Annotated in this window: 24 protein-coding genes and 1 pseudogene; 16 read left to right on the top strand and 9 right to left on the bottom strand. The window is 72.9% G+C overall.

Annotated elements, in window-relative coordinates; translation table 11 throughout:
* The first annotated feature begins 27 nt into the window (after positions 1-27).
* The 4 genes from ADK41_RS18230 to ADK41_RS18215 all read left to right on the top strand — a co-directional run bounded on the left by ADK41_RS18230 (position 28) and on the right by ADK41_RS18215 (position 3,751).
* Entirely contained in the window at positions 28-1,566 is a 1,539-nt protein-coding gene (locus tag ADK41_RS18230) for an ATP-dependent DNA ligase (protein ID WP_030822387.1), read from the top strand.
* Positions 1,563-2,027, top strand: a complete 465-nt coding sequence (locus tag ADK41_RS18225; protein WP_030822384.1) for an NUDIX domain-containing protein — start codon at positions 1,563-1,565, stop codon at positions 2,025-2,027. The genes ADK41_RS18230 and ADK41_RS18225 overlap by 4 nt, the downstream gene beginning before the upstream one ends.
* A gap of 76 nt (positions 2,028-2,103) precedes the next feature.
* Positions 2,104-3,489, top strand: coding sequence for an NADP-dependent succinic semialdehyde dehydrogenase (locus tag ADK41_RS18220; protein ID WP_030822380.1), 1,386 nt, complete (start codon positions 2,104-2,106; stop codon positions 3,487-3,489).
* 25 nt (positions 3,490-3,514) lie between these two features.
* Positions 3,515-3,751 carry a DUF6213 family protein gene (locus tag ADK41_RS18215; protein ID WP_004991175.1) on the top strand — a complete coding sequence of 79 codons (237 nt, stop codon included), beginning with the start codon at positions 3,515-3,517 and terminating at the stop codon, positions 3,749-3,751.
* Between the two features lie 71 nt (positions 3,752-3,822).
* Here the strand turns inward: ADK41_RS18215 and ADK41_RS18210 are convergent, their stop codons facing one another.
* Entirely contained in the window at positions 3,823-4,479 is a 657-nt protein-coding gene (locus ADK41_RS18210) for a hypothetical protein (protein WP_030822374.1), read from the bottom strand.
* 105 nt (positions 4,480-4,584) lie between these two features.
* Positions 4,585-5,811 carry an acyl-CoA dehydrogenase family protein gene (locus tag ADK41_RS18205; protein ID WP_030822371.1) on the bottom strand — a complete coding sequence of 409 codons (1,227 nt, stop codon included), beginning with the start codon at positions 5,809-5,811 and terminating at the stop codon, positions 4,585-4,587.
* A 169-nt stretch (positions 5,812-5,980) separates the two neighbouring features.
* Here ADK41_RS18205 and ADK41_RS18200 point away from each other — a divergent pair, with 169 nt between their 5' ends.
* The gene (locus ADK41_RS18200) at positions 5,981-6,622 is read left to right on the top strand and encodes a TetR family transcriptional regulator (protein WP_030822369.1); all 642 of its coding nucleotides are present in this window, start codon (positions 5,981-5,983) and stop codon (positions 6,620-6,622) included.
* Between the two features lie 4 nt (positions 6,623-6,626).
* Here ADK41_RS18200 and def read toward each other — a convergent pair whose 3' ends face one another.
* Positions 6,627-7,172, bottom strand: coding sequence for a peptide deformylase (gene def / locus ADK41_RS18195; RefSeq protein WP_030822366.1), 546 nt, complete (start codon positions 7,170-7,172; stop codon positions 6,627-6,629).
* 146 nt (positions 7,173-7,318) lie between these two features.
* Between def and ADK41_RS18190 the strand changes: the two genes are divergently transcribed.
* From ADK41_RS18190 to ADK41_RS40895, 6 genes and pseudogenes are all read left to right on the top strand, one after another.
* The gene (locus ADK41_RS18190; protein ID WP_030822364.1) at positions 7,319-8,557 is read left to right on the top strand and encodes a Mur ligase family protein; all 1,239 of its coding nucleotides are present in this window, start codon (positions 7,319-7,321) and stop codon (positions 8,555-8,557) included.
* Between the two features lie 25 nt (positions 8,558-8,582).
* Entirely contained in the window at positions 8,583-9,311 is a 729-nt protein-coding gene (locus ADK41_RS18185; RefSeq protein WP_030822361.1) for a type 1 glutamine amidotransferase, read from the top strand.
* Between the two features lie 213 nt (positions 9,312-9,524).
* Positions 9,525-10,550 (top strand): 6-phosphofructokinase, encoded by a 1,026-nt coding sequence (locus tag ADK41_RS18180; protein ID WP_030822357.1) that lies wholly within the window; start codon positions 9,525-9,527, stop codon positions 10,548-10,550.
* Positions 10,551-10,758: 208 nt separating this feature from the next.
* Positions 10,759-11,709 carry a cytochrome c oxidase assembly protein gene (locus ADK41_RS18175; protein WP_030822353.1) on the top strand — a complete coding sequence of 317 codons (951 nt, stop codon included), beginning with the start codon at positions 10,759-10,761 and terminating at the stop codon, positions 11,707-11,709.
* Between the two features lie 623 nt (positions 11,710-12,332).
* Positions 12,333-12,513: pseudogene (locus ADK41_RS44285) on the top strand (septum formation family protein); the annotation flags it as partial.
* 13 nt (positions 12,514-12,526) lie between these two features.
* Entirely contained in the window at positions 12,527-12,703 is a 177-nt protein-coding gene (locus tag ADK41_RS40895; RefSeq protein WP_030822347.1) for a membrane protein, read from the top strand.
* 21 nt (positions 12,704-12,724) lie between these two features.
* Here ADK41_RS40895 and ADK41_RS18165 read toward each other — a convergent pair whose 3' ends face one another.
* The 4 genes from ADK41_RS18165 to ADK41_RS18150 are packed head-to-tail and all read right to left on the bottom strand — an operon-like array spanning position 12,725 to position 16,803.
* Positions 12,725-13,930 carry a sensor histidine kinase gene (locus tag ADK41_RS18165; protein WP_030822344.1) on the bottom strand — a complete coding sequence of 402 codons (1,206 nt, stop codon included), beginning with the start codon at positions 13,928-13,930 and terminating at the stop codon, positions 12,725-12,727.
* Positions 13,927-15,639 (bottom strand): cation acetate symporter, encoded by a 1,713-nt coding sequence (locus ADK41_RS18160; protein ID WP_030822341.1) that lies wholly within the window; start codon positions 15,637-15,639, stop codon positions 13,927-13,929. Before ADK41_RS18160 ends, ADK41_RS18165 begins: the two co-directional genes overlap by 4 nt.
* A 19-nt stretch (positions 15,640-15,658) precedes the next feature.
* Positions 15,659-16,018 carry a hypothetical protein gene (locus tag ADK41_RS18155; RefSeq protein ID WP_030822338.1) on the bottom strand — a complete coding sequence of 120 codons (360 nt, stop codon included), beginning with the start codon at positions 16,016-16,018 and terminating at the stop codon, positions 15,659-15,661.
* Between the two features lie 14 nt (positions 16,019-16,032).
* Positions 16,033-16,803: a LytR/AlgR family response regulator transcription factor gene (locus ADK41_RS18150; protein WP_030822334.1), complete on the bottom strand. Its 771-nt coding sequence runs from the start codon at positions 16,801-16,803 to the stop codon at positions 16,033-16,035.
* Positions 16,804-16,880: 77 nt separating this feature from the next.
* Here ADK41_RS18150 and ADK41_RS18145 point away from each other — a divergent pair, with 77 nt between their 5' ends.
* The 4 genes from ADK41_RS18145 to ADK41_RS18130 all read left to right on the top strand — a co-directional run bounded on the left by ADK41_RS18145 (position 16,881) and on the right by ADK41_RS18130 (position 22,113).
* Positions 16,881-17,384, top strand: coding sequence for an Lrp/AsnC family transcriptional regulator (locus tag ADK41_RS18145; RefSeq protein ID WP_030822331.1), 504 nt, complete (start codon positions 16,881-16,883; stop codon positions 17,382-17,384).
* A gap of 124 nt (positions 17,385-17,508) precedes the next feature.
* The gene (gene ddaH / locus ADK41_RS18140; RefSeq protein WP_030822328.1) at positions 17,509-18,321 is read left to right on the top strand and encodes a dimethylargininase; all 813 of its coding nucleotides are present in this window, start codon (positions 17,509-17,511) and stop codon (positions 18,319-18,321) included.
* Positions 18,318-19,544: an ornithine--oxo-acid transaminase gene (gene rocD, locus ADK41_RS18135; protein WP_030822325.1), complete on the top strand. Its 1,227-nt coding sequence runs from the start codon at positions 18,318-18,320 to the stop codon at positions 19,542-19,544. Before ddaH ends, rocD begins: the two co-directional genes overlap by 4 nt.
* A gap of 121 nt (positions 19,545-19,665) precedes the next feature.
* Positions 19,666-22,113, top strand: a complete 2,448-nt coding sequence (locus tag ADK41_RS18130) for a SpoIIE family protein phosphatase (protein WP_030822324.1) — start codon at positions 19,666-19,668, stop codon at positions 22,111-22,113.
* 180 nt (positions 22,114-22,293) lie between these two features.
* Here ADK41_RS18130 and ADK41_RS18125 read toward each other — a convergent pair whose 3' ends face one another.
* Positions 22,294-22,749 carry an RpiB/LacA/LacB family sugar-phosphate isomerase gene (locus tag ADK41_RS18125; protein ID WP_030822322.1) on the bottom strand — a complete coding sequence of 152 codons (456 nt, stop codon included), beginning with the start codon at positions 22,747-22,749 and terminating at the stop codon, positions 22,294-22,296.
* Positions 22,750-22,936: 187 nt separating this feature from the next.
* Here ADK41_RS18125 and ADK41_RS18120 point away from each other — a divergent pair, with 187 nt between their 5' ends.
* Positions 22,937-23,662: a lysophospholipid acyltransferase family protein gene (locus ADK41_RS18120; protein WP_030822320.1), complete on the top strand. Its 726-nt coding sequence runs from the start codon at positions 22,937-22,939 to the stop codon at positions 23,660-23,662.
* Positions 23,663-23,723: 61 nt separating this feature from the next.
* Here the strand turns inward: ADK41_RS18120 and ADK41_RS18115 are convergent, their stop codons facing one another.
* Entirely contained in the window at positions 23,724-25,322 is a 1,599-nt protein-coding gene (locus ADK41_RS18115; RefSeq protein WP_030822319.1) for an alpha/beta hydrolase, read from the bottom strand.
* Positions 25,323-25,359 lie beyond the last annotated feature (37 nt).

Here is a 25,359-nt window from a genome sequence, read left to right as displayed (position 1 = left end):
CGCCCGCCTCCGGAGCACTATGACTGCATGCTGCTGTCCCGGCTGGCCCGTGTGTCCCAGGAGGTCGCCGCCACCTCGGCGCGGTCCCGGAAGATCGCCCTGCTCGCCGGGCTGTTCCGGGAGGCGGAGGCGGACGACGTACCCGTCGTCATCCCGTATCTGGCCGGGCGGCTGCCGCAGGGCCGGATCGGGGTCGGCTGGAAGGTGCTGAGCCGTCCGATCGTCCCCGCCGCCGAGCCGTCCCTGACGGTGCGCGAGGTCGACGCGCTGCTCACCGCGCTCGGCGAGGTGTCCGGCCCGGGCTCCCGGGCGGAGCGGGCCCGGCTGGTCGGCGAGCTGCTGGGCGCGTCCACCGAGGACGAGCAGCGGTTCCTGTCCGGGCTGCTCACCGGTGAGGTCCGGCAGGGCGCCCTGGACGCGGTCGCGGTCGAAGGGCTGGCGCGGGCGACCGGGGCGCCCCCGGCGGACGTGCGGCGGGCCGTGATGCTGGCCGGCTCGCTCCAGTCGGTGGCGGCGGCGCTGCTCGCGGACGGCCCCGGGGCGCTGGAGCGGTTCCGGCTCACCGTCGGCCGCCCCGTGCTGCCGATGCTGGCGCACAGCGCCTCCTCGGTCGCCGAGGCGGTGGAGAAGCTGGGCGCCTGCGCGGTGGAGGAGAAGCTCGACGGCATCCGCGTCCAGGTCCACCGCGACGGGGACACCGTGCGCGTGCACACCCGCACCCTCGACGACATCACCGACCGGCTGCCGGAAGTGACGGCGGCGGCCCGGGGGTTGCGGGGCGAGCGGTTCATCCTGGACGGGGAGGTCATCTCCTTCGACGGGGACGGCCGCCCCCGTTCCTTCCAGGAGACCGCCGGACGGGTCGGCTCCCGGGTGGACGTGGCCGCGGCCGCCCGGGAGGTACCCGTCTCCCCCGTCTTCTTCGACGCGCTCTTCGTGGACGGCCGTGACCTGCTGGACCTGCCGTTCACCGAGCGCCACGCGGAACTGGCCCGGCTGGTCCCGGAGCCCATGCGGGTGCGGCGCGCCCTCGTGTCGGGGCCCGGGGACCTGGGCGCGGCCGAGGAGTTCCTCGCCGGGACGCTGGCACGCGGCCACGAGGGCGTCGTGGCCAAGGGCCTGGACGCCCCCTACAGCGCCGGCCGCCGCGGCGCGTCCTGGCTGAAGGTCAAGCCCGTCCACACGCTCGACCTGGTGGTGCTGGCCGCCGAGTGGGGCCACGGCCGCCGCACCGGGAAGCTCTCCAACCTGCACCTGGGCGCCCGCACCTCCGACGGCGGCTTCGCCATGCTCGGCAAGACCTTCAAGGGCCTGACCGACGTGATGCTGGCCTGGCAGACCGAACGGCTGCGGGAGCTTGCGGTCGACGAGAGCGGATACGTCGTGACGGTACGCCCCGAGCTCGTCGTGGAGATCGCCTACGACGGCCTCCAGCGTTCCACCCGCTACCCGGCCGGCGTCACCCTCCGGTTCGCCCGCGTGATCCGCTACCGCGAGGACAAGCGCCCCGAGGAGGCGGACACGGTCGAGGCCCTGCTCGCCGCGCACCCCGGGGTACGGCCGTGAAGGGCGCCCGGAGCGCCGGACTGCTGTTGTTCCGCCACACCGATCGGGGCATCGAGGTGTTGCTCGGTCATATGGGCGGTCCGTTCTTCGCCCGGCGGGAGAGCGGGGCGTGGACCGTGCCGAAGGGCGAGTACGACCCTGGTGAGCCCGCCTGGGAGGCGGCGCGCCGCGAGTTCCGGGAGGAGCTGGGGCTGCCGCCGCCGGACGGGGAGGCGCTGCCGCTCGGGGAGGTCCGGCAGTCCGGCGGGAAGACCGTCACGGCCTGGGCGGTGGAGGCGGACCTCGACCCGGCGACGGTCCTCCCCGGCACCTTCACGATGGAGTGGCCGCCGAGATCGGGGCGGATCCAGGAGTTCCCGGAGCTGGACCGGGTGGCGTGGTTCCCCCTGGAGCGGGCCCGCGACGTGATCATCGGCGCGCAGGCCGCGTTTCTCGACCGCCTGGCGGAGCACTCGCCCTGAGGAGACCTCCCGCGTTGCGCCGCCCACCGCCGCACGGGAAGGTCGGAAAGCACAGCCCGCCCCAGGGAGGACAGCGATGCACATCGCCACGGTGAACCCGGCGAACGGCGAGACGGTCAAGACGTACCACCCCATGGACGAGGAGGAGATCGGGCACCGGATCCAGCTCGCGGAGGCCACGTTCCGTACGTACCGGACGACGACCTTCGACGAGCGCGCCCGCCTGATGCACCGGGCCGCCGAGATCCTCGACGAGGACCGGGAGACCATCGGCCGGGTGATCACCACGGAGATGGGCAAGCCGATCGCACAGGCCCGCGCGGAGGCCGCGAAGTGCGCCAAGGCGATGCACTGGTACGCCGATCACGCGGCGGAGCTCCTCGCGGACGAGGAACCCGACGCCTTTGACGTGAAGGACTCCGGCGCCTCCCGGGTCCTGGTGCGCTACCGGCCGCTGGGTCCTGTGCTCGCCGTGATGCCGTGGAACTTCCCGCTGTGGCAGGTGGTGCGGTTCGCCGCGCCCGCGCTGATGGCGGGCAACGTGGGACTGCTCAAGCACGCCTCGAACGTGCCGCAGACCGCGCTGTACCTGGAGGACCTCTTCCACCGCGCGGGCTTCGCCGAGGGCTGCTTCCAGACCCTGCTCATCGGCTCCGCCGCGGTCGACGACATCCTGCGGGACGAGCGGGTGAAGGCGGCCACCCTCACCGGGAGCGAGCCCGCGGGCCGCGCGGTCGCCTCCACCGCCGGGGAGATGATCAAGAAGACGGTGCTGGAGCTGGGCGGCAGCGACCCGTACGTGGTCATGCCCTCCGCCGACCTGGACCGGGCCGCCGAGGTCGCGGTCACCGCGCGGACGCAGAACGCGGGGCAGTCCTGCATCGCCGCCAAGCGGTTCATCGTGCACACGGACGTCTACGACGCCTTCGCCGAGCGCTTCGTCGCGGGCATGAAGGCGCTGAAGGTCGGCGACCCGATGGACGAGGAGACCGACGTCGGCCCGCTCTCCAGCGAACGGGGCCGGGACGACCTGGAGGAACTGGTCGACGACGCCGTCCGCGCGGGCGCCACCGTGCTGTGCGGCGGCGAGCGCCCCGACGGGCCCGGCTGGTTCTACCCGCCGACCGTCCTGGCCGGCATCGGCCGGGAGATGCGCATCCACCGCGAGGAGGCCTTCGGCCCGGTGGCCACGCTGTACCGCGCGGCGGACGTCGACGAGGCGGTCCTGATCGCCAACGACACCGACTTCGGGCTGAGCTCCAACGTCTGGACCCGCGACGAGGCCGAGGTCGACCGGTTCGTACGGGACCTGGAGGCGGGAAGCGTGTACGTGAATGGGATGACGGCGTCCCATCCGGCGTTCCCCTTCGGCGGGGTGAAGCGGTCGGGCTACGGCCGTGAGCTGTCCGGGCACGGAATCCGCGAGTTCTGCAACATCACCACGGTGTGGCAGGGTGCGTGACGGCCGCGCGGTTACGATCCCGACTGTGAACCGCGAAGTGACTCTGCCTCTGATCGTCGACGACCGCGGGACCTTGCAGGTGGCCGCCGCCGATGTCAGCAAACTGCTGCGTACGGTGGGCGGGAGGTGGGTCCGGCTCGTCGAGGCGGGGGAGGACGGGCTCGACGAGGACACGGTGGCCGCATTGACCATCGAGCTCGCGAAGCTCGCCGACCGGATCGACGTGGCCTGTATCGCCCACAGCAGTGGGGGTGCGCCGTAGCCGGGCGCGGGTGGTTCGTGGCGTGTCGTGCCCACGCGGCGTAGCCGCCCCTCGTGCACGGTCCCGCGCCCCTAGGCGTGTTCCCTCAGCGTTGCCCAGAACATCGCCTCGTAGGTCTGGAGCAGGTCGGCGTACCGGCGTGCGCGCTTCTCGTCGAGGCGTCCCTCCTCCAGGGCCGTCCGGACTGCTTGTACAGCCGCACGGTCCAGGCCGGGGGCGGGCTCCGCGAAGAAGTCGAAGAAGGCGCAGGCTTCGTCCCCGAAGCCGTAGCGGGTGCGCAGGGCCTTCGCGATCGTCGCGCAGTAGCCGCCCCAGGCGGAGAAGTTGACGGTCAGGGCCAGGACCACGTCGGACGGGTTCGCGTTGAGGGCCAGCCAGGCGACGTACGCGGGGTAGGACTGGCAGCCCGGCAGGGGGACGTACGCGTCCGCCCGCGCCCCGTCCGCGCCGCACGCGGCCGCGAAGGTCTCCAGGTGTCCCGCCGCCAGGGCCTCGCCCTCGGCCAGGGCGGTGAAGTACGCGGCCGACTCCGGGTCGGCCCGCTCCGCCAGGTGGAGGAAGGCCCGGCGGTCGGCCGGGATCACCCGGCGCTGCTCCAGGGCGAGCGCGGTCAGGACGGCCCGGTCGGCCTCGCCGCGGGCGATCAGGGGGACCAGGGGGTTGGACCCCGGGTCGGGGGCGAGTTCCCCGGCGGTCGTCTCCAGCAGCTCCCGGGCCGTGCGTGTCATCGCGTCCTCCGTCGCGTCGGTCACGCACGAGCCTTCCCCGGGAGCCGGACGGAGGTAACCCGGCGGCGCCGCCCGCACCGCCGGGTCGTCCGGGTGGGGCCGGCCTCAGCGGATGGGCATGCCCGACAGGGTGCGGGCGATCACCAGGCGCTGGATCTCGCTCGTGCCCTCGAAGATGGTGTAGATCGCGGCGTCGCGGTGCATGCGCTCCACCGGGTATTCGCGGGTGTAGCCGTTGCCGCCGAGGATCTGGATCGCCTGGGCGGTGACCTTCTTGGCGGTCTCGCTGGCGAACAGCTTGGACATCGAGCCCTCGGCGGCCGTGAACGGCTTGCCGTTGACCGCCATCCAGGAGGCGCGCCACACCAGGAGGCGGGCGGCGTCGATCCGGGTGCGCATGTCGGCGAGCTGGAAGGCGACGCCCTGGTTGTCGATGATCGGGCGGCCGAACTGCTCGCGCCTGGTGGCGTACTCCAGGGCGACCTCGTAGGCCGCGCGGGCGGTGCCCACGGCCATGGCGCCGACGGCGGGGCGGGACGCCTCGAAGGTGGCCATGGCGGCGTTCTTGACGCGCTCACCGCCCTTCCTGGCCTTCTCTCGGGCGCGGGCGAGGCGCTCGTCCAGCTTCTCCTTGCCGCCGAGCAGGCAGGAGCCGGGAACGCGCACGTCGTCCAGGACGACCTCGGCGGTGTGCGAGGCGCGGATGCCGTGCTTCTTGAACTTCTGGCCCTGGGAGCAGCCGGGGGTGTTCGGCGGGATGATGAAGGAGGCGTGCCCCTTGGATCCGAGGTCCGGGTCGACGACGGCGACCACGACGTGGACGTTGGCGATGCCGCCGTTGGTGGCCCAGGTCTTGGTGCCGTTGATCACCCACTCGTCCTTGGCCTCGTCGTACACCGCGCGGGTGCGCATCGAGGCCACGTCGGAGCCGGCGTCGGGCTCGGAGGAGCAGAACGCGGCGACCTTCACGTCGTTGGCGTCGCCGTACATCTGGGGGATCCAGGTGCCGATCTGCTCCTCGGTGCCGTTGGCGAGGACGCCGACGGCGGCCAGACCGGTGCCGACGATCGACAGGGCGATGCCGGCGTCGCCCCAGAAGAGCTCCTCCATGGCCATCGGGATGCCGAGGCCGGTCGCGTCGAAGTACTGCTGGGCGTAGAAGTCCAGGGAGTAGATGCCGACCTTGGCGGCCTCCTGGATGACCGGCCAGGGGGTCTCCTCACGCTCGTCCCATTCGGCGGCCGCGGGGCGGATCACATCGGCGGCGAAGCCGTGCAGCCAGTCCCGGACCTCCTTCTGTTCGTCGTTGAGCTCCATGGTGAACTCGGCCATGACCCCTCCAGCGGCGCACATGCATGTTACTTGCGGTAACACCGAGTCTGTTACCAGCGGGTAGGGAAAGTCAACTCCCCAGGACCGCCGGCATCCCGTTCGAGGAGCGGATCGCCTTCGGTGTTAGTTTGCGCAGGCGTCACCGAATCAGCACGGGTGGGGAGAGCTCATGAACACCACACAGCGGACCGACCAGCAGCGGTCCGCCGACCGACGCCGGCGCGAGCTGCTGGAGGCCGCCGACCGGGTGGTGCTCCGCGACGGCCCCCAGGCCTCGATGAACGCGATCGCCGCCGAGGCCGGCATCACCAAGCCGATCCTCTACCGGCACTTCGGCGACAAGGGAGGACTCTACGCCGCACTGGCCAAACGGCACACCGACGCCCTGCTGGACTCGCTGCGGGCCGCGCTGGACGCCCCGGCGGACCGGCGCGAACGGGTCGAGGCCACCCTGGACACCTACCTCTCGGCGATCGAGGCACGGCCCCAGGTGTACCGGTTCCTGATGCACCCCGCGGAGGAGTCGCAGAGCGACCAGGGCTTCGACGTCGGCAAGCACTCGGCGCCGCTGCTGCGCCGGATGGGCGAGGAGCTGGCCCAGGTCATCGGGGAACGACTGGACCTCGGGCCGGGCGGCCGGCAGCTGGCCCGGGTGTGGGGGCACGGCATCGTCGGCATGATGCACGCGGCAGGCGACTGGTGGCTCGGCGAACGGCCCTGTTCCCGGGCGGAGCTGGTGCGCAGTCTGGCGGATCTGCTGTGGGGGCGGCTGGCCGCCGCGGGCGACAAGGTCGGCGGGCCCGGATTCTGAGCGCTCAGCCCGGCCGGCGCCAGGAGGCCCGGCTCACCTGCCGCATGAGCCTGCGGTGCCGCCACCCCGTCAGGCGGTCGGCGTAGACCCTGCCCTCCAGGTGGTCGCACTCGTGCTGCAGGCACCGGGCGAAGAACCCGGTGCCGTGGACGGTGACCGGCTCGCCGGTCACCGTGAAGCCCTCGACGACCGCGTGGTCGTACCGCTCCGTCCCCGCCTCCAGGCCGGGCAGGGACAGACAGCCCTCCGGGCCGCGCACCACCACCCCGTCCGTCTCGACCGGCTTCGGGTTCACCACGTGGCCCAGGTGGCGGACGTCCTCGTCGTCCGGGCAGTCGTAGACGAACACCCTGAGCGGCACGCCGATCTGGTTGGCGGCCAGGCCCACGCCCCGCGCCGCGTACATCGTGGCGAACAAGTCGTCCACCAGGCGGACGAGTTCCGGGCCGAAGTCGGTGACCTCCCGGCAGGGCGCGTGCAGCGCCGGGTCGCCGAGCAGGGTGAGGGGCCGCACACGTCCGTGGACGCCGGGGATGGAGCCGTGTCGCATGGCGGCAAGAGTACGGTCCTTCCAGCAGCGCCCGTCTCACGATGGTGCCTCGGTTCTGGAGTGCGAACGGATCTCGATAGGCTGAGGTCTCACCACGTGGCCGTCAGGCACAGACGCGGCGCGTACGCAAGGAGGATCGAGAACTGATGGCAGGCAACTCGGACCCGCTCACGCCGCGGGCCAAGCTGGCCGTGACCGCGGGCAAGGCGGTCGCGGCGGCATCCCGCGCAGCCGGACGCGGCAGCGGTTCGGTGATCGGCGGCCGGGTGGCGCTCAAGCTCGACCCCGATCTCCTCGCCCGGCTCGCACAGAACCTGGACTGCATCCTGGTCTCGGCGACCAACGGCAAGACCACCACCACCCGGCTCATCGCCGAGGCGCTGCGGGCCGCGGGGCCCGTCGTCTCCAACGCGCTCGGCGCCAACATGCCGGCCGGCATCACCTCGGCGCTGGCCGGCGGCTCGGAGGCCAAGTTCGGCGTCATCGAGGTCGACGAGAAGTACCTCGCGGGCGTCGCCCGGGACACCGACCCCAAGTGCATCGCACTGCTCAACCTCTCCCGCGACCAGCTGGACCGGGCCGCCGAGACCCGGATGCTGGCGGAGAACTGGCGCGAGGGCCTGGCCGGGTCCAAGGCCGTGATCGTCGCCAACGCCGACGACCCGCTGGTGGTGTGGGCCGCGTCCTCCTCCCCCAACGTGATCTGGGTCGCCGCCGGCCAGATGTGGAAGGACGACGCCTGGTCCTGCCCGTCCTGCGGCGGTGTGATGCAGCGACCGGGCGACGACTGGTTCTGCGGCGAGTGCGGCTTCCGCCGGCCCACCCCGAGCTGGGCGCTCTCCGGCGACCACGTGCTCGACCCGCACGGCTCCGCCTGGCCGATCCACCTCCAGCTGCCGGGCCGCGCCAACAAGGCCAACGCCGCGAGCTCCGCGGCCGTCGCCGCCGTCTTCGGGGTGCCGCCGCAGGTCGCCCTGGAGCGCATGTACCAGGTCCAGGCCGTGGCCGGCCGCTACGACGTCGTGCAGTTCGAGGGCCGTGACCTGCGCCTGCTGCTCGCCAAGAACCCCGCGGGCTGGCTCGAGACGTTCTCGCTGATCGACCCGCCGCCCACGCCGGTGATCCTCTCGGTGAACGCGCGCTCCGCCGACGGCACCGACACCTCCTGGCTGTGGGACGTCGACTACACCCGGCTGACCGGCCACCCGATCTGCGTCGTCGGCGACCGGAAGCTGGACCTCGCGGTGCGCCTGGAGGTCGCGAACCAGCAGTTCCAGGTCTGCGACGACCTCGACCAGGCGGTGCAGCTGTGCCCGCCGGGCCGGATCGAGGTCATCGCCAACTACACCGCGTTCCAGGACCTGCGCCGCCGCGTCGGCAACTGACCAACGACACCCCAGGGGACTTGAAGTGAGCGACAACCAGCTGCGGGTCGTGTGGATCTACCCGGACCTGCTCAGCACGTACGGCGACCAGGGCAACGTCCTCGTCGTGGAGCGCCGGGCGCGGCAGCGCGGCCTGGACGTGGCGCGGCTCGACGTGCGCAGCGACCAGCCGATCCCGACCTCCGGCGACATCTACCTGATCGGCGGCGGCGAGGACCGTCCGCAGCGGCTGGCCGCCGAGCGGCTGCGCCGGGACGGCGGTCTGCACCGGGCGGTGGGCAACGGCGCGATCGTCTTCTCGGTCTGCGCCGGGTACCAGATCCTCGGCCACGAGTTCATCAACGACCTCGGCCAGCGCGAGCCCGGTCTCGGCCTGCTCGACGTGGTCTCGGTACGCGGTGAGGGCGCCCGGTGCGTGGGCGACGTGCTGGGGGACGTCAACCCGCAGCTGGGGCTGCCCCCGCTGACCGGGTTCGAGAACCACCAGGGTGTCACCCACCTGGGTCCCACGGCCCGCCCGCTCGCCCAGGTGCGCTTCGGCAACGGCAACGGCACCGGGGACGGCACGGAGGGCGCGTTCAACGAGACCGTCTTCGGCACGTACATGCACGGTCCGGTGCTGGCCCGCAACCCGCAGATCGCGGACCTGCTGCTGAAGCTGGCGCTCGACGTCAACGCGCTGCCGCCGACCGACGACCGCTGGTACGAGGCGCTGCGCAACGAGCGCATCGCGGCGGCGCAGCAGCCCGCCTGAGAAGGTCCGCGGACCCCGCCCGCGGAGCGCGGACACCTGGACGTCGGACGGGCGTAACCGGCCCGTCTGACGGCTGGTCCGCACAGGTGAGCGGGGTCGTCCAGCAGGCGGACGCCAGGTGCGGTCCCGCCCCTCGGAGCGGCTAGGGTGGCGGTGATCGAGCCGGACAGCGCGGTCCGGTGCCGGCCCACATCGAGAAGGTTGTTTCGGGCTATGCGCATTGGTGTCCTCACGTCCGGCGGCGACTGCCCCGGCCTGAACGCCGTCATCCGGTCCGTCGTGCACCGTGCCGTCGTCGACCACGGCGACGAGGTCATCGGCTTCCGGGACGGCTGGAAGGGCCTCCTGGAGTGCGACTACCTCAAGCTCGACCTCGACGCGGTGAGCGGCATCCTCGCCCGCGGCGGCACGATCCTCGGCTCCTCCCGGGTGCGTCCCGAGCACCTGCGGGACGGTGTGGAGCGGGCCAAGGGGCACGTCCGGGAACTCGGCCTCGACGCGATCATCCCGATCGGCGGTGAGGGCACGCTGAAGGCGGCCCGGCTGCTGTCGGACAACGGCCTGCCGATAGTGGGGGTGCCGAAGACCATCGACAACGACATCGCCGTCACCGACGTCACCTTCGGCTTCGACACGGCCGTCGGCGTGGCGACCGAGGCCCTGGACCGGCTGAAGACCACCGCCGAGTCGCACCAGCGGGTGCTGATCGTCGAGGTCATGGGCCGGCACACGGGCTGGATCGCGCTGCACTCCGGCATGGCGGCCGGCGCGCACGCCGTCGTCGTCCCCGAACGGCCCTTCGACATCGACGAGCTGACCGCGAAGGTCGGCGAGCGGTTCTCGGCCGGCAAGCGGTTCGCGATCGTGGTCGCCGCGGAGGGGGCCAAGCCGAAGGCCGGGACCATGGACTTCGACGAGGGCGGCAAGGACGTCTACGGTCACGAGCGGTTCGCCGGGATCGCGCGGCAGCTCTCCCTGGAGCTGGAGTCGCGGCTCGGCAAGGAGGCCCGGCCGGTGATCCTCGGGCACGTGCAGCGGGGCGGGACGCCCACGGCGTACGACCGGGTGCTGGCGACGCGGTTCGGCTGGCACGCGGTGGAGGCGGTGCACCGGGGCGAGTTCGGGCGGATGACCGCGCTGCGGGGCACGGACATCGTGATGGTGTCCCTCGCCGAGGCGGTCGAGACGCTGAAGACGGTGCCGGAATCGCGGTACGCGGAAGCGGAGTGCGTGCTGTGACCCTCCGGTGGCAGCTCGGTCCGTGAGGTGAGCCACGGGGTGCGGGCCGTCCGTGGTCTCCCACGCCCCCGCGGCGGAGCCGCGTGTCCGTACAGCCCCGCGTTCCTTCGGAGCGCGTTCACCGCCCCCGGCGACGGAGATCGCCGGAGGCGGTTCTACTCTGGTGCGGACAGATGGCGCACAACCCGTACGAAACAGGAGCCGGTGGATGGATCACAGCGGGCACGGCACGACCATGGATCTGCCGCCGTTCACGCTGGGGCGAGGGCTCGCCTGGTCGGCGGACGGTTTCTTCCTCGTCGCCTGCCTGCTGGGGCTGGCGCTGTACGGCTGGGGCGTGTTCCGTCTGGTGCGGCGCGGCGACAAGTGGCCGGTGGGGCGGACCGTCGCGTTCGTCACCGGTGTGCTGAGCATCGGGCTCATGATGTGCACCGGGCTGAACGACTACGGCATGGTCATGTTCAGCGTGCACATGGTGCAGCACATGATGATCAGCATGGTGTCGCCGATCCTGATCCTGCTCGGCGCCCCGGTCACCCTCGCCCTGCGCGCGCTGCCGCCGGCCGGGCGGGGCCGCAAGGGACCGCGCGAGCTGCTGCTGATGCTGCTGCACAGCCGCTACATGCGGGTCGTCACCCACCCGGTGTTCACCATCCCGATGTTCATCGCCAGCCTGTACGGCCTGTACTTCACCCCGCTCTTCGACTTCCTGATGGGCTCCAGGCCGGGGCACATCGCGATGATGGTGCACTTCCTCGCCGTCGGCCTGGTCTTCTTCTGGCCGATCATGGGTGTGGACCCGGGTCCGCACCGGCCGGGGTACCTGATGCGGATGCTGGAGCTGTTCGCGGGCATGCCGTTCCACGCGTTCTTCGGCATCGCGCTGATGATGGCGTCCACCCCGATGGTCACGACGTTCGAGAATCCGCCCGCCTCGCTCGGGATCGAGGCCCTGTCCGACCAGAACGCGGCCGGCGGCATCGCCTGGGCGTTCAGCGAGGTCCCCTCCGTCCTGGTGCTGCTCGCGCTGCTGTTCCAGTGGTACGCCTCGGACCAGCGGCAGGCGAAGCGCAAGGACCGCGCCGCCGACCGGGACGGGGACAAGGAACTCGAGGCGTACAACGCCTATCTGGCCTCGCTGAACGCACGCGGAAACTGAGTTCACCGTCTCCCCGGTCCCCCTGAACGGGGAATGTCCGCCGGTGGCATGAATGCCTCAGGGGGCCGCCGGGGGGAGCGGTGACGGCACTTCGCGCGTTCACGCGCAGGGCGGGACAAGGGGCGACCCGGAAGATCGCCGTCCTGTCGTCGTCACTTCCCGTCGCCGGCGGGTGCGATTCGGTCACCCCGTTGTTCGACGTGAGGGCGGCGGCCGCGGGGGTCGCCCCCCTCACACCGTTCCTCGCCGAGCGCCGCGGACCCGGACGGGACGCCGGCGTACGGTCGCGGCCCGTTCACGGCGGTCCGCGGCAGAGGGACGCGCCCGGCCTGTACGGGGGCACCGGCAAGGCGGCGATCTGCGACGTCGACCGGCTGAAGCGGTCCCTCGCCGATTCGCGCGACGGCCGCGGGGCACGGACCCGGGCCGGGGCGCACGTCACGCTGAGCGTGGCGGAGGACACGGGTACGTCCGGCGGTGGGGCCCCTCCCCCGGGCGCGGAGTCGTCGCGGGAGACGAAGGGCCCCGGCTCGCCGCCGCCGTCCGCGTCACCGTCCGCACCGGCCGGCTCCGCGCCGTCGCCCCCGCCGGGCTCCGGGTCCGCCCCGCTGGACGAGGACGTCGCGCGCACCGAGTCGGACGCGGCGTGCGCGCGACGTGCCGCCGCGTGACCACGGCTTCGCCCCGTCGGTCCACGAAGCCGGGTCGTGGGCCGGCGAGGAACCCTGGAAATCCGGCGCACATGTCGTCGTGTGCACCGTAAGGAGGCAGAACGGGGGCACCATGGAGGGAGCCGAACCATGAGGAGGGTGCCGCGATGCCCGGTTCCACGAACGGTTCCACGTCGACGAAGACCATGGGAGTGCTCACCGTCGGCGGTCTGGTCGCCGTGACGGCGTACACGGTGGCGCTCGGCAGCAACGGCTGGCTGTGGTTCGGCTGGGTGGTCCTGGGACTGATCACCTTGGGAATGGTCGCCACCCGCAGCGCCTGAGGAGTGTCCGGGCGGCCCGCCTCACTTCGGGGTGAGCCGCCCCGTCAGGTGCACGCCCGGCTGGTACTTCGGCAGCCGGACGGTGATCTTCATGCCCGCGCCGACGGCGGTCTCGATGACGAGGCCGTGGTCGTCGCCGTAGACCTGGCGGAGCCGGTCGTCGACGTTGGACAGTCCGATGCCGCCGGTGGGGCTGACCTCGCGGGCGAGGATGCGGCGCAGCAGAACGGGGTCCATCCCGGCGCCGTCGTCCTCGATGACGACGAGGGCCTCGGCGCCGGCGTCCTGCGCGGTGATCTGGATGCGGCACGTGTCGGCCTTGCCCTCCAGGCCGTGCTTGACGGCGTTCTCCACCAGCGGCTGGAGGCAGAGGAAGGGCAGCGCGACCGGCAGTACCTCGGGGGCTATCTGCAGCGTGACGGAGAGGCGGTCGCCGAAGCGCGCCCGCACCAGCGCCAGGTAGTGGTCGATGGCGTGGAGTTCGTCGGCGAGGGTGGTGAAGTCGCCGTGCCGGCGGAACGAGTAGCGGGTGAAGTCGGCGAACTCCAGAAGCAGTTCGCGGGCCCGTTCGGGGTCGGTGCGCACGAACGAGGCGATCACGGCGAGCGAGTTGAAGATGAAGTGCGGGGAGATCTGGGCGCGCAGGGCCCTGATCTCGGCCTCGATGAGGCGGGTGCGGGACTGGTCGAGGTCGGCGAGTTCGAGCTGGACGGAGACCCAGCGGGCGACCTCCCCGGCGGCCCGGACGAGGACGGCGGACTCGCGGGGCGCGCAGGCGACGAGCGCGCCGTGCACCCGGTCGTCGACGGTGAGCGGGGCGACGACCGCCCAGCGCACCGAGCAGTCGGGGGTGTCGCAGGTGAGCGGGAAGGCCTCGCCGCGGCCGGTGTCGAGGGGGCCGCCGAGGCGTTCCATGATCTCGGCGCGGTGGTGGGCGCCGGCGCCGTCCCAGACGAGGACCCGGTCGCGGTCGGTGAGGCAGAGGGCGTCCGTGCCGAGCAGGGAGCGCAGTTTGCGGGCGGACTTGCCGGCGGTCTCCTCCGTCAGGCCGGCCCGTAGCGGGGGCGTGGCCAGGGAGGCGGTGTGCAGGGTCTCGAAGGTGGCGTGCTCGACGGGGGTGCCGAGCCCGGCGAGGCCGGCGGGGCGGGCGGTGCGCCGGCCGATCCAGAACCCCGCGGCCAGCAGGGGCAGGACGGCGACGAGCAGACCGGCGAGGAAACCGCTCACGCGGACACCTCCGTACGGAGTTCCTCCGGCAGGTGGAAGCGGGCCAGGACCGCCGCCGTGCCGGGCGGCACCCGGCCGGGGGTGGCCAGGGACACCAGGATCATGGTGAGGAAGCCCAGCGGCACCGACCAGAGCGCGGGCCAGGCGAGCAGGGCGTGCCAGGGCCCCGTGCCCGGGTAGCCGGCCATGGTCGCGGCGACGGCGGCGAACGCGGCGCCGCCGCCCACCAGCATCCCGGCCGCCGCGCCGGGCGGGGTCAGCCGGCGCCACCAGATGCCGAGGACGAGCAGCGGGCAGAACGACGAGGCGGAGACGGCGAAGGCGAGTCCCACGGCGTCGGCCACCGGCAGTCCGCCGACCAGGAGGCTCGCCCCGAGCGGTACGGCCATGGCGAGGACGGTGCCGAGCCGGAAGTGCCGTACTCCGCGCGAGGGGAGCACGTCCTGGGTGAGCACGCCGGCCACGGCCATGGTGAGGCCGGAGGCCGTCGACAGGAACGCGGCGAAGGCGCCCCCGGCGACCAGCGCCCCGAGGAGGTCGCCGCCCGTCCCGCCGATCATCCGGCCGGGCAGGAGCAGGACGGCGGCGTCCGCGTCGCCGGTGAGGGTGAGTTCGGGCGCGTAGAGACGGCCGAGGGCTCCGTAGACCGGGGGGAGGAGGTAGAAGGCGCCGATCAGGCCGAGGACCACGACGGTGGTGCGGCGGGCGGCCACGCCGTGCGGGCTGGTGTAGAAGCGGACCACGACGTGGGGCAGTCCCATGGTGCCGAAGAAGGTGGCGAGGATCAGTCCGTACGTGGCGTACAGCGGGCGTTCCTCGCGGGACTCGGCGCGCGAGGGCGACAGGGCGTCGTCGGCGCCGCGTCCGGCGGCGGGGACCTCGGCGCCCCCGGCGAAGGTGAGCCGGGTGCCGCCGTCGATGCGGTGGGCGCCTGCGGACAGCGCGGTCTCGGCGCCGTCGAGGTCGCGGCCGTCGACGGTGCCGTCCACTGTGACGGTGAGCGGCCTCTCGAGCCGGAGGTCGAGGGTGTCGTCGACGCGGACCACCCGCTGTTCGCGGAAGGCGGCCGGTTCGTCGAAGGCGTGGCTGGGGGCGCCGTCGCTCTGCCAGGCGGCGATCAGGAAGAGGGCGGGGACGAGCAGGGCGGTGAGTTTCAGCCAGTACTGGAAGGCCTGCACGAAGGTGATGCTGCGCATGCCGCCCGCGCCGACGATGACGGTCACCACCACGGCGACGATCACTCCGCCGAGCCAGTCGGGCGCTCCGGTGAGGACGGTCAGGGTGAGCCCGGCGCCCTGGAGCTGCGGCAGCAGGTACAGCCAGCCGACGCCGACGACAAAGGCGCCCGCGAGCCGCCGTACCGTCTGCGAGGCGAGCCGGGCCTCGGCGAAGTCGGGCAGGGTGTAGGCGCCGGAGCGGCGCAGCGGGGCGGCGACGAACAGCAGCAGCAGCAGGTAGCCGGCGGTGTAGCCGACCGGGTACCAGAGCATGTCCGGGCCCTGGACGAGGACGAGTCCCGCGATGCCGAGGAAGGAGGCGGCGGAGAGGTACTCGCCGCTGATGGCGGCCGCGTTGAGGCGGGGGCCGACGGTGCGGGAGGCGACGTAGAAGTCGGAGGTGGTGCGGGAGATGCGCAGGCCGAAGGCGCCGACGAGGACGGTCGCGAGGACGACGAGGGCGACGGCGGGAACGGCGTAGGCGGAGTTCACGGTGCTGGGGGTCCCGGTCTCAGCGGTCCTCGACGAGCCGTACGAAGTCGCGTTCGTTGCGTTCGGCGCGGCGCACGTACCAGCGGGCGAGCAGGACCAGCGGGGGGTAGAGCCCGAAGCCGAGCACCGCCCACTCCAGGCGGCGGGCGTCGGGGGCGGCGGCGAAGACCAGCGGGAGCGGCCCGATGAGCAGGGCCAGGACGGCGAACACGGTGAGCCCGGTGCGCAGCTGGATGCGCATCAGGGAGCGGACGTAGGTGTGGCCGAGGGTGGTCTGCTCGTCGATCTCGGTGCGCGGACGGTAGTAGCCGGAGGAGCGGAGGGCGCGGCGGGGCGGGCCGGTGACGACCACGCGGCGTTCGGTCGGGTCCTGTGGCATGTGCGCTCCCCCGCCTAGCCCGTGGTCCGGCGCATCAGCAGGTCCCGCAGTTCGCGGGCGTGCCGGCGGCTGACCTGGAGTTCCTCGGAGCCGATCAGGACGCTCACGGTGCCCGCGTCGAGCCGGAGTTCGCCGATGTGGCGCAGGGCGACCAGATGACGGCGGTGGATGCGGACGAAGCCGCGGGAGCGCCAGCGTTCCTCCAGGGTGGAGAGCGGGATCCGTACGAGGTGGCTGCCCCGGTCGGTGTGCAGGCGGGCGTAGTCCCCCTGGGCCTCGACGTGGGTGATGTCGTCGACGGCGACGAAGCGGGTCACGCCGCCGAGCTCGACGGGTATGTGGTCGGGGTCGGGTTCGTGCACGGGGATGCGCGGGGCGGTGTCGCGGGGGGCGGCGCCGCGCTGCGCGGCGGCGCGGCGGACGGCCTCGGCCAGCCGTTCCTTGCGGACGGGCTTGAGCACGTAGTCGACGGCCTTCAGGTCGAAGGCCTGGACGGCGAAGTCCTCGTGGGCGGTGACGAACACGATGAGCGGCGGCCGGGCGAACCCGCCGAGCAGCCGGGCGAGGTCGAGGCCGTCGAGGCCGGGCATCTGGATGTCGAGGAAGACGACGTCGATGGCCTCGGGCCCGTCGGGGCCCGACTCCAGGGCGCGGTTGATGCGGCGCAGCGCCTCGGTGGCGTCGCCGGCGCCCTCGGCGCCGGCGACGCGGGGGTCGGCGTTCAGCAGGTAGAGCAGTTCCTCCAGTGAGGGGCGTTCGTCGTCGACGGCGAGGGCGCGCAGCATGAAGGTGGAGTGTAGGGGGGTTTTCCACGTCTGGACATGCCCCGGACATGGGCGTTCGCGCTGGATACAGTGCCCGCATGAACAGCAGGCCCGCGTCGTTCGACGAACTCGACCGGAAGATCGTCACCGCGCTGATGGCGAACGCCAGGACGTCCTTCGCCGAGATCGGCGCGGCCGTCGGGCTGTCGTCGACGGCGGTCAAGCGCCGGGTGGACCGGCTGCGCGGGACCGGGGTGATCACCGGCTTCACGGCGACGGTACGGCCGTCGGCGCTGGGCTGGCGCACCGAGGCGTACGTCGAGGTGTACTGCGAGGGGGCGGCGCCGCCCCGACGGCTGGCGGAGGTGGTGCGCAACCATCCGGAGATCGCCGCGGCGATGACGGTGACCGGCGGTGCGGACGCGCTGCTGCACGTGCGGGCGCGGGACGTGGAGCACTTCGAGGAGGTGCTGGAGCGGATCCGCCGGGAGCCGTTCATCCGGAAGACGATCAGCGTGATGGTGCTGTCCCATCTGCTGCCGGACAGTCCTGAGGCAGGAGTGAGTCAGCCCGCGCCGGAGGGCGCAGCAGACGTGCGCTGAACCGCGGAACTGCGCAGCGTTCCTGCGCGAACACGCAGCTCTCGTTCCTTGTCGTCCGTATCGCCCGCTTCCTACCGTGGTCTCACCCCCTGTCGAGACCGCGTGGAAGCGGAGGAACCCCTCTGTGCCCGACTTCCGTGTGGCGTCCCGGCGGCGCTACCTCGTCTGCGAACCCAGACACTTCGCCGTGCGGTACGCGATCAATCCCTGGATGCATCCCGACCGTCCCGTCGACGTCGCCCTCGCCCGACGCCAGTGGCGGACGCTGATCGACGCCTACCGCGACCACGGCCATACCGTGGAGACCGTGAAGCCGGAGCCCGGACTGCCCGACATGGTGTTCGCCGCGAACGCGGCGGTCGTCGTGGCGGGCCGCGTCCTCGGCTCCCTGTTCCGGGCGCCCGAGCGGCGCCCGGAGTCCGTGCCGTACGAGGCCTGGTTCAAGGCCGAGGGGTACGAGGTGCACCATCCCGGGTCGGTGTGCGAGGGTGAGGGCGACCTGGTGCCCGCCGGGCGCTGGATCCTCGCCGGCACCGGCTTCCGCACCACCCCCGAGGCGCACCGCGAGGCGCAGGAGTTCTTCGGGGTGCCGGTGATCGGACTGACGCTGGTGGATCCGTACTTCTACCACCTGGACACGGCGCTGTTCGTGCTGGACGGGGAGAACGTCGCGTACTACCCGGAGGCGTTCTCGCCGGGCAGTCGCGAGGTCCTGGCCCGGCTGTATCCGGACGCGGTGCTCGCGACCCGTGAGGACGCGACGGCGTTCGGGCTGAACTCCGTCTCCGACGGCCGCCACGTGTTCGTCTCCCCGGGGGCCACGGCCCTCGCCGCCCGGCTCGCCGACCGCGGCTACGTTCCCGTTCCCGTCGACCTGTCCGAGTTCCACAAGGCAGGCGGGGGCATCAAGTGCTGCACACAGGAGATCCGCTCATGACTGCTGTCGTCCCCGTGCGTACGTCCGCCGAGCTGATCGGCGCGGAGGAGCCGGTCCTCGCGCACAACTACCATCCGCTGCCCGTGGTCGTCGCCCGCGCGCAGGGCGCGTGGGTGGAGGACGTGGAGGGCCGGCGGTACCTCGACATGCTGGCCGGCTACTCGGCGCTCAACTTCGGCCACCGGCATCCGGCGCTGATCGAGGCGGCGCACCGCCAGCTGGACCGGCTCACGCTGACCTCGCGCGCCTTCCACAACGACCGGCTCGCCGAGTTCGCGCGGCGGCTGGCCGCGCTGACCGGTCTCGACATGGTGCTGCCCATGAACACCGGCGCGGAGGCGGTGGAGAGCGGGATCAAGGTGGCCCGCAAGTGGGCCTACGACGTGAAGGGCGTCCCGGACGGCCGGGCGACGATCGTGGTGGCGGCGGACAACTTCCACGGCCGTACGACGACCATCGTGAGCTTCTCGACGGACGAGGTCGCGCGGAGCGGGTTCGGGCCCTTCACCCCGGGCTTCCGGGTGGTGCCGTACAACGACCTGGCGGCGCTGGAGGCGGCCGTCGACGAGACGACGGCGGCGGTGCTGATCGAGCCGGTCCAGGGCGAGGCGGGGGTGATCGTCCCGGACGACGGCTACCTCGCCGGGGTGCGGGAGCTGACGCGCCGCGCGGGGTGCCTGTTCGTCGCGGACGAGATCCAGTCGGGTCTGGGCCGCACGGGGCGCACGCTCGCGGTGGAGCACGAGTCGGTCGTCCCGGACGTCGTCCTGCTCGGCAAGGCGCTGGGCGGCGGCATCGTCCCGGTGTCGGCGGTGGTGGCCCGGCGGGAGGTGCTCCAGGTGCTCCATCCGGGTGAGCACGGGTCGACCTTCGGCGGCAATCCGCTGGCCGCGGCGGTCGGCACGGCCGTGGTGGAGCTGCTGGAGACGGGCGAGTTCCAGCGCCGGGCGGCGGAGCTGGGCGGGATCCTGCGCGAGGGCCTGGAGTCGCTCGTCGGCAAGGGCGTGGTCGGCTTCCGCTCCCGCGGTCTGTGGGCGGGCGTGGACGTCGATCCGGCGCTCGGCACCGGCCGCGAGATCAGCGAGCGCCTGATGCGGGAGGGCATCCTGGTCAAGGACACCCACGGCTCCACCATCCGTCTGGCCCCGCCCCTGACCGTCACGGCGGAGGAGCTGCAGAGCGCCCTGCACACCGTGGAGAAGGTCCTGGCCCGAAGCGCCTGAGCCGCCGTCCCCCTCCGGGTCCGGAGGGGGACGGCGTACCCCGGAGAGCCCTCATACCGCCCCAAGGGTGAAGATGGGGACAAGAGGGGGTAGACCACTCTCAGCGACAGAGAGGTCGGCCGTGGGCGGACACAAGGAGCAGGACGTTGCCTGGCAGGGGTTCGATGTGGCCGACGCCGTTCCCCTGCTGCTCGATCCGCACGGCATGGTGTCGAGCTGGACCGGCGGCGCCGAGCGGCTGCTGGGGTACCGCGCCTTCGAGGCCGTGGGCCGCAAGTTCGCCGAGCTGCTGGTCCCCGACGACGCCGAGCGGGTGCCGGACCTGGTCGAGCGGTGCCGGTCGGACGGCGACTGGGCGGGCCTGCTGACGGCCCGGCGCCGGGACGGGCGGCCGGTCGCGGTGATGGCGCGGATCACGGCGGCCGTGGAACCGCGGGGCCGTTCGTCGCTGCTGGTCCTGTTGTCGGAGCTGGCCGGGTCGGCCGGCTGGGACATGAGCCGCGCCGTGCTGGAGCAGCTGGTCGCCGGTGCGCCGATCGGCATCGCGATCGTGGACACGGAGCTGCGCTTCGTGTGGTCCAACGCCGCGCTCGAGCAGTTCGGCGGCGGGCCGGCCGGGCGGCGTCTGGGACTGCGGTTCGCGGACGTCCAGCCGGGTATGGACGCCGAGGCGGTCGAGGCCCGGATGCGGCACGTGCTGGACACCGGCGAACAGGTGCTCGACTACGAGCACGTCGGCCGGGTCCGCTCGGCGCCGCTGCGCGAGACCGCGCACGTGCTGTCGTTCACCCGCCTCGACGACGACCGGGGCCGTCCGATGGGCGTGTACTACACGGTCGTGGACGTCACCGAACGGCACCGCGCCCGGCAGCGCCTCGCCCTGCTCGACCGGGCCGGCGAGCGCATCGGCCGCACCCTGGACGTCGTGCGCACCGCGCAGGAACTGGCGGACGTGGCCGTGCCGGAGCTCGCGGACTTCGTCGTCGTGGACCTGCTGGAGACGGTGCTGCGCGGCGCCGAGGTCCCGCCGGACCCCCTCGCCGGCTCCGACCGGGTGCCGCTGCGCCGGGCGGGCCAGCGGTCGCTGCACAAGGACCTGCCGCGGACGGCCGTGGAGACCGGGGCGGTCCTGTCGTACCCGGTGGACTCCCCGCCGGTGCGCTGCCTGACCACGGGCCGGTCCTGGCGTCAGGAGCGGCTCGACCCGCTCGCCCTGGCGTGGGCCACGCCGCCGGGCGGCCGGGAGTCCACCTTCCTGGAGCTCGGCCTGCGGAGCGCGATGGTCGTCCCGGTCCGGGCCCGGGGCGTCACCCTGGGCATCACCGCGTTCTTCCGCCGCCGGCAGAACCCCTTCGACGAGGACGACCTCCATCTGGCCGAGGACCTGGTCTCCCGCGCCGCCGTCTCCGTGGACAACGCCCGGCGCTACACCCGCGAGCGGGACGCCGCGCTGGTCCTGCAGCGCAGTCTGCTGCCCCGGCGGCTGCCCGAGCAGGACGCGGTGGAGGTGGCCGCCTGCTACCGCCCGGCGGACGAGCTGACCGGTCTGGGCGGCGACTGGTACGACCTCATCCCGCTGTCCGGCGCCCGTGTCGCCCTGGTCGTCGGCGAGGTGCCGGGGCACGGCATCGACGCCGCCGCGGCCATGGGACGGCTGCGCACCGCCGTACGGACGCTGGCCGCGATCGATCTGCCGCCCGAGGAGGTGCTCGCCCATCTGGACGACCTGGCGTCCCGGCTGGCGCGGGACGAGGGCGACGGGGAGTCCGGGGACTTCCCCGGCCGGTCCGTCGGGTCCAGCTGCCTGTACGTCGTCTACGACCCGGTGGACGGGCGGTGCGCGATGGCGGCCGCCGGCCATCCCGTGCCCGCCGTGGTGGCGCACGACGGCACGGTCGCCTTCATCGACCTCCCGCAGGGGCCGGCGCTCGGTGTGGGCGGCCCGCCGTTCGACGCGGTGGAGCTGACCCTGGCCGAGGGCAGCACGCTCGCCCTGCACACGGACGGTCTGCTGGCCGGCGGGAAGCCCGCGCCCGACGAGGCGGACCGCGAACGGCTGCGGCAGGCGCTGCGGGGCGCCGCGGCGGCGCTCGAGCCGAGCTGCCGCGCGGTGGTCGACACGCTGGTCCCGGACCGGCCGTACGACGACGTGGCCCTGCTGATGGCGCGCACCAGGCGTCTCCACCCCGGGCAGATCGCGGTCTGGGAGCTGCCGGCCGATCCGGCGGTCGTGGCCGAGGCCCGCAGGACCAGCACCCGGCAGCTGGCCCGCTGGGGGCTGGACGACCTGGTCTTCACCACGGAGCTGATCGTCAGCGAACTGGTCACCAACGCCATACGGCACGTCGGCGGCCCCGTGCGGCTGCGGCTGATCCGTGAGCGGGCGCTGGTGTGCGAGGTGTTCGACGGCGGCGGCGCCGCACCCCATCTGCGGCATCCCCGCGCGATGGACGAGGGCGGACGCGGGCTGCTGCTGGTCTCCCAGCTGGCCCAGCGGTGGGGCACCCGGTTCGTTCCCGGCGGGAAGATCATCTGGGCGGAGCAGTCGCTGAGCGTGCCGTCGGAGTAGGGCGAGGGCCCATGACGGAGGCGTCGACCGACTGCGCGGCGGTCCACCGGGCCCTGCCCGGCACGGGGGCGCCGCCGACCCCGGAGCTGGTGGACGCGGACGTCGACGAGGCCTTCGTCACGACACGGCGCCGGCCGTGGCACGGCTGTGACCGCTTCCGCCCCCGCGGCCGTCCCCGGCTCAGGAGCCGGTGCGCTCCCGGTCGAGGCGTGCCATGTGTTCCCTGTTGCGCCGGTCCTCCGGGGCGTCGCCGGGCGCGCCGGCGAACCAGGCGTCGAGGATCTCCGTCAGCAGCGGCGCGGACGTGAGCCGCAGGCTGAGCGCCAGCACGTTGGCGTCGTTCCAGCGGCGCGCGCCGTCCGCCGTGGAGGCGTCCGTGCACAGGGCGGCCCGGACGCCGGGCACCTTGTTCGCGGCGATCGAGGCGCCGGTGCCGGTCCAGCAGCAGACCACCGCCTGATCGGCCGTGCCGACGGCGACCTCACCGGCCGCCGCCGCGGAGCAGACGGCCCACTGCGGGTCGTCGCCGGGATTCAGGGCGCCGTGCGCGCGTACCTCGTGGCCGCGCTCACGGAGCTCGGCGAGGAGGGCCCGGGCCACGGGCTCGTCCATGTCGGAGGAGACGGAGATCCGCATGCGTCCGAGCCTACTCCCCGAGGCGCACCCCTGACGGGCACTCAACGTCCCGGCACGGTGCGTTCCGTCGCGTCGGACGTGGTGCCGGGCCGCGGCGCCCGGACCTAGACTGGCACCCCACGACGTGCCGGATGGCCTGCCGGGATGCGGCGGCACCGCCCGTCCGCCGGAGTCGAGGAGCGTGTCCTTGTTCTACTACCTGCTCAAGTACGTGCTGCTGGGCCCGCTGCTGCGTCTGGTCTTCCGGCCCCGGATAGAGGGCCTGGAGCACGTGCCGTCGTCCGGCGCGGCCATCGTGGCGGGCAACCACCTGTCGTTCTCGGACCACTTCCTGATGCCGGCCGTGCTCAAGCGGCGCATCACCTTCCTCGCCAAGGCCGAGTACTTCACCGGCCCCGGCCTCAAGGGCCGGCTGACGGCGTTCTTCTTCCACAGCGCGGGTCAGATCCCCGTCGACCGCTCCGGCAAGGAGGCCGGGCAGGCCGCCATCCGGGAGGGCCTCGGCGTGCTGGGCAAGGGGGAACTGCTCGGCATCTACCCGGAGGGCACGCGCTCGCACGACGGCCGCCTGTACAAGGGCAAGGTCGGCGTCGCGGTGATGGCCCTCAAGGCGGGCGTCCCGGTGGTTCCCTGCGCGATGATCGGCACCTTCGAGGCACAGCCGCCCGGCAGGAAGATCCCCCGGATCCACCCGGTGGCGATCCGTTTCGGCGAGCCGCTGGACTTCTCGCGCTACGCGGGGATGGAGAACGAGAAGGCGGTCCTGCGCGCCGCCACCGACGAGATCATGTACGCCATCCTCAGCCTGTCCGGTCAGGAGTACGTCGACCAGTACGCGGCCGTCGCCAAGGCGGCGGACGCCGAGCGCGAGGCGGAGGACAGGCGCCGCTTCCCGCGCATGCCGCTGAGCTGATCCCTCCGCGCCCACGGGCGAGGGGCGGCCCGGAGCCCCGGCCGCCCCTCGCCCGTGGGTGTCACGGCTTCGGGGTGGCGTGCGGTGCGCAGGTCACGTCGGACCGGTCCACCTCGCCGGTGAGCAGGTAGGTGTCCACCCGGTCGTTGACGCAGGGGTTGACCAGGCCGGTGACGCCGTGGGACCCGGCGTTCCGCTCGGTGATGAGGCGGGAGCCCCTGAGCCGCTGGTGCAGTTCGACGGCGCCCGCGTACGGAGTGGCCGCGTCACGCTCGGACTGGACGATCAGCACCGGCGGCAGGCCCTTGCCGGACTTCACGTCCACGGGCGTGTGCTGCTTGGCCGGCCAGGTGGCGCAGGGCAGGTTCATCCAGGCGTTGGCCCAGGTCATGAACGGGTGGTCGCGGTGCAGCCGGGTGCTGTCGCGGTCCCAGGTGCGCCAGTCGGTGGGCCACTTGGCGTCGGCGCACTCCACGGCCGTGTAGACGGCGTTGCCGTTCTCCGCGGCCGCGTTGCCCGCCGTGTCGGAGAGGTCGGGGGCGGCCGCGTCGACGAGCGCCTGGGTGTCGCCGGCGGCGTACCGGCTGAAGACGGCCGCCGTGGGCGCCCACGCGGAATCGTAGTACGGGGCGCTCTGGAAGAAGGAGATCAGCTCGGCCGGGCCGACGACGCCGCCGAGGGGGTTCTTCTCGGCGGTGGCGCGCAGCTCGAGCCACCGCTCCTGGACCTCGGCGCGGGTGTCCCCGAGGTGGTAGGTCGCGTCGTTCCTCGCGACCCAGTCCTGCCAGTCCTTCCAGCGGCCCTCGAAGGCGACGTCCTGGTCCAGGTTGGCCCGGTACCAGATCTTCTCGCGGGAGGGGTTGACGACGCTGTCGACGACCATGCGGCGGACGTGGCCCGGGAAGAGGGTGGCGTAGACGGCGCCGAGGTAGGTGCCGTAGGAGACGCCGAGGAAGTTGAGCTTCTTCTCGCCGAGGGCGGCGCGGATCACGTCGAGGTCGCGCGCGGTGTTCGGCGTGGTCATGTGCGGCAGCATCTCGCCGCTGCGCTCGTGGCAGCCCTCGGCGTACTCGCGGGCGAGCCCCCGCTGGACGAGCTTGTCGGCCTCGGAGCGGGGCACCGGGTCCGCCTTGGGCGCCTTGACGAACTCCTGCGGATCGGCGCAGGAGAGGGGCGCGGACCTGCCGACGCCGCGCGGGTCGAAGCCCACGAAGTCGTACGCCCTGGCCGCGTCGGCCCAGACCGGGTTCTTGGCGGTGACCCGGGCCGGGAAGCGCAGACCGGAACCGCCGGGACCGCCCGGGTTGTAGAGGAGCGCACCCTGGCGTTCGCTCTTGGCGCCGGTGTTGCCGATACGGTCGACGGCGAGCTCGATCTGCTTGCCGTACGGCTTGGCGTAGTCCATCGGCACCGAGACCCGGCCGCACTGGATCGGCCGGGCCAGGTTCCAGTCCTCGGGGCAGTCCTGCCAGTCGACGCCGGTCTTCGCGGCCCGTGCGGCGGCGATCGCCACGCCCCCGGCCTCGCGGTCCTTGCCGTGGTGGTCGGCCGTCGCGCTCGCCGTGGGTGCCGCGACGGCGCCGGCTATGAGCGCCGCCGTGACGAGCACTCCGGCCGAACCGAGCGCCGCCGCCCGCCTCTTCGGTCTGCTGTCCCTCAAGGGGAGCCTCCCCGTTCATCGTTGCGATGGGCAGGGG

Origin of the sequence: Streptomyces caelestis (genome assembly GCF_001279005.1) — a bacterium.
Lineage (GTDB): Bacteria > Actinomycetota > Actinomycetes > Streptomycetales > Streptomycetaceae > Streptomyces > Streptomyces heliomycini.
Note: the sequence above shows the minus strand (reverse complement) of the source record. Positions and strands in the feature narration are given on the sequence as shown.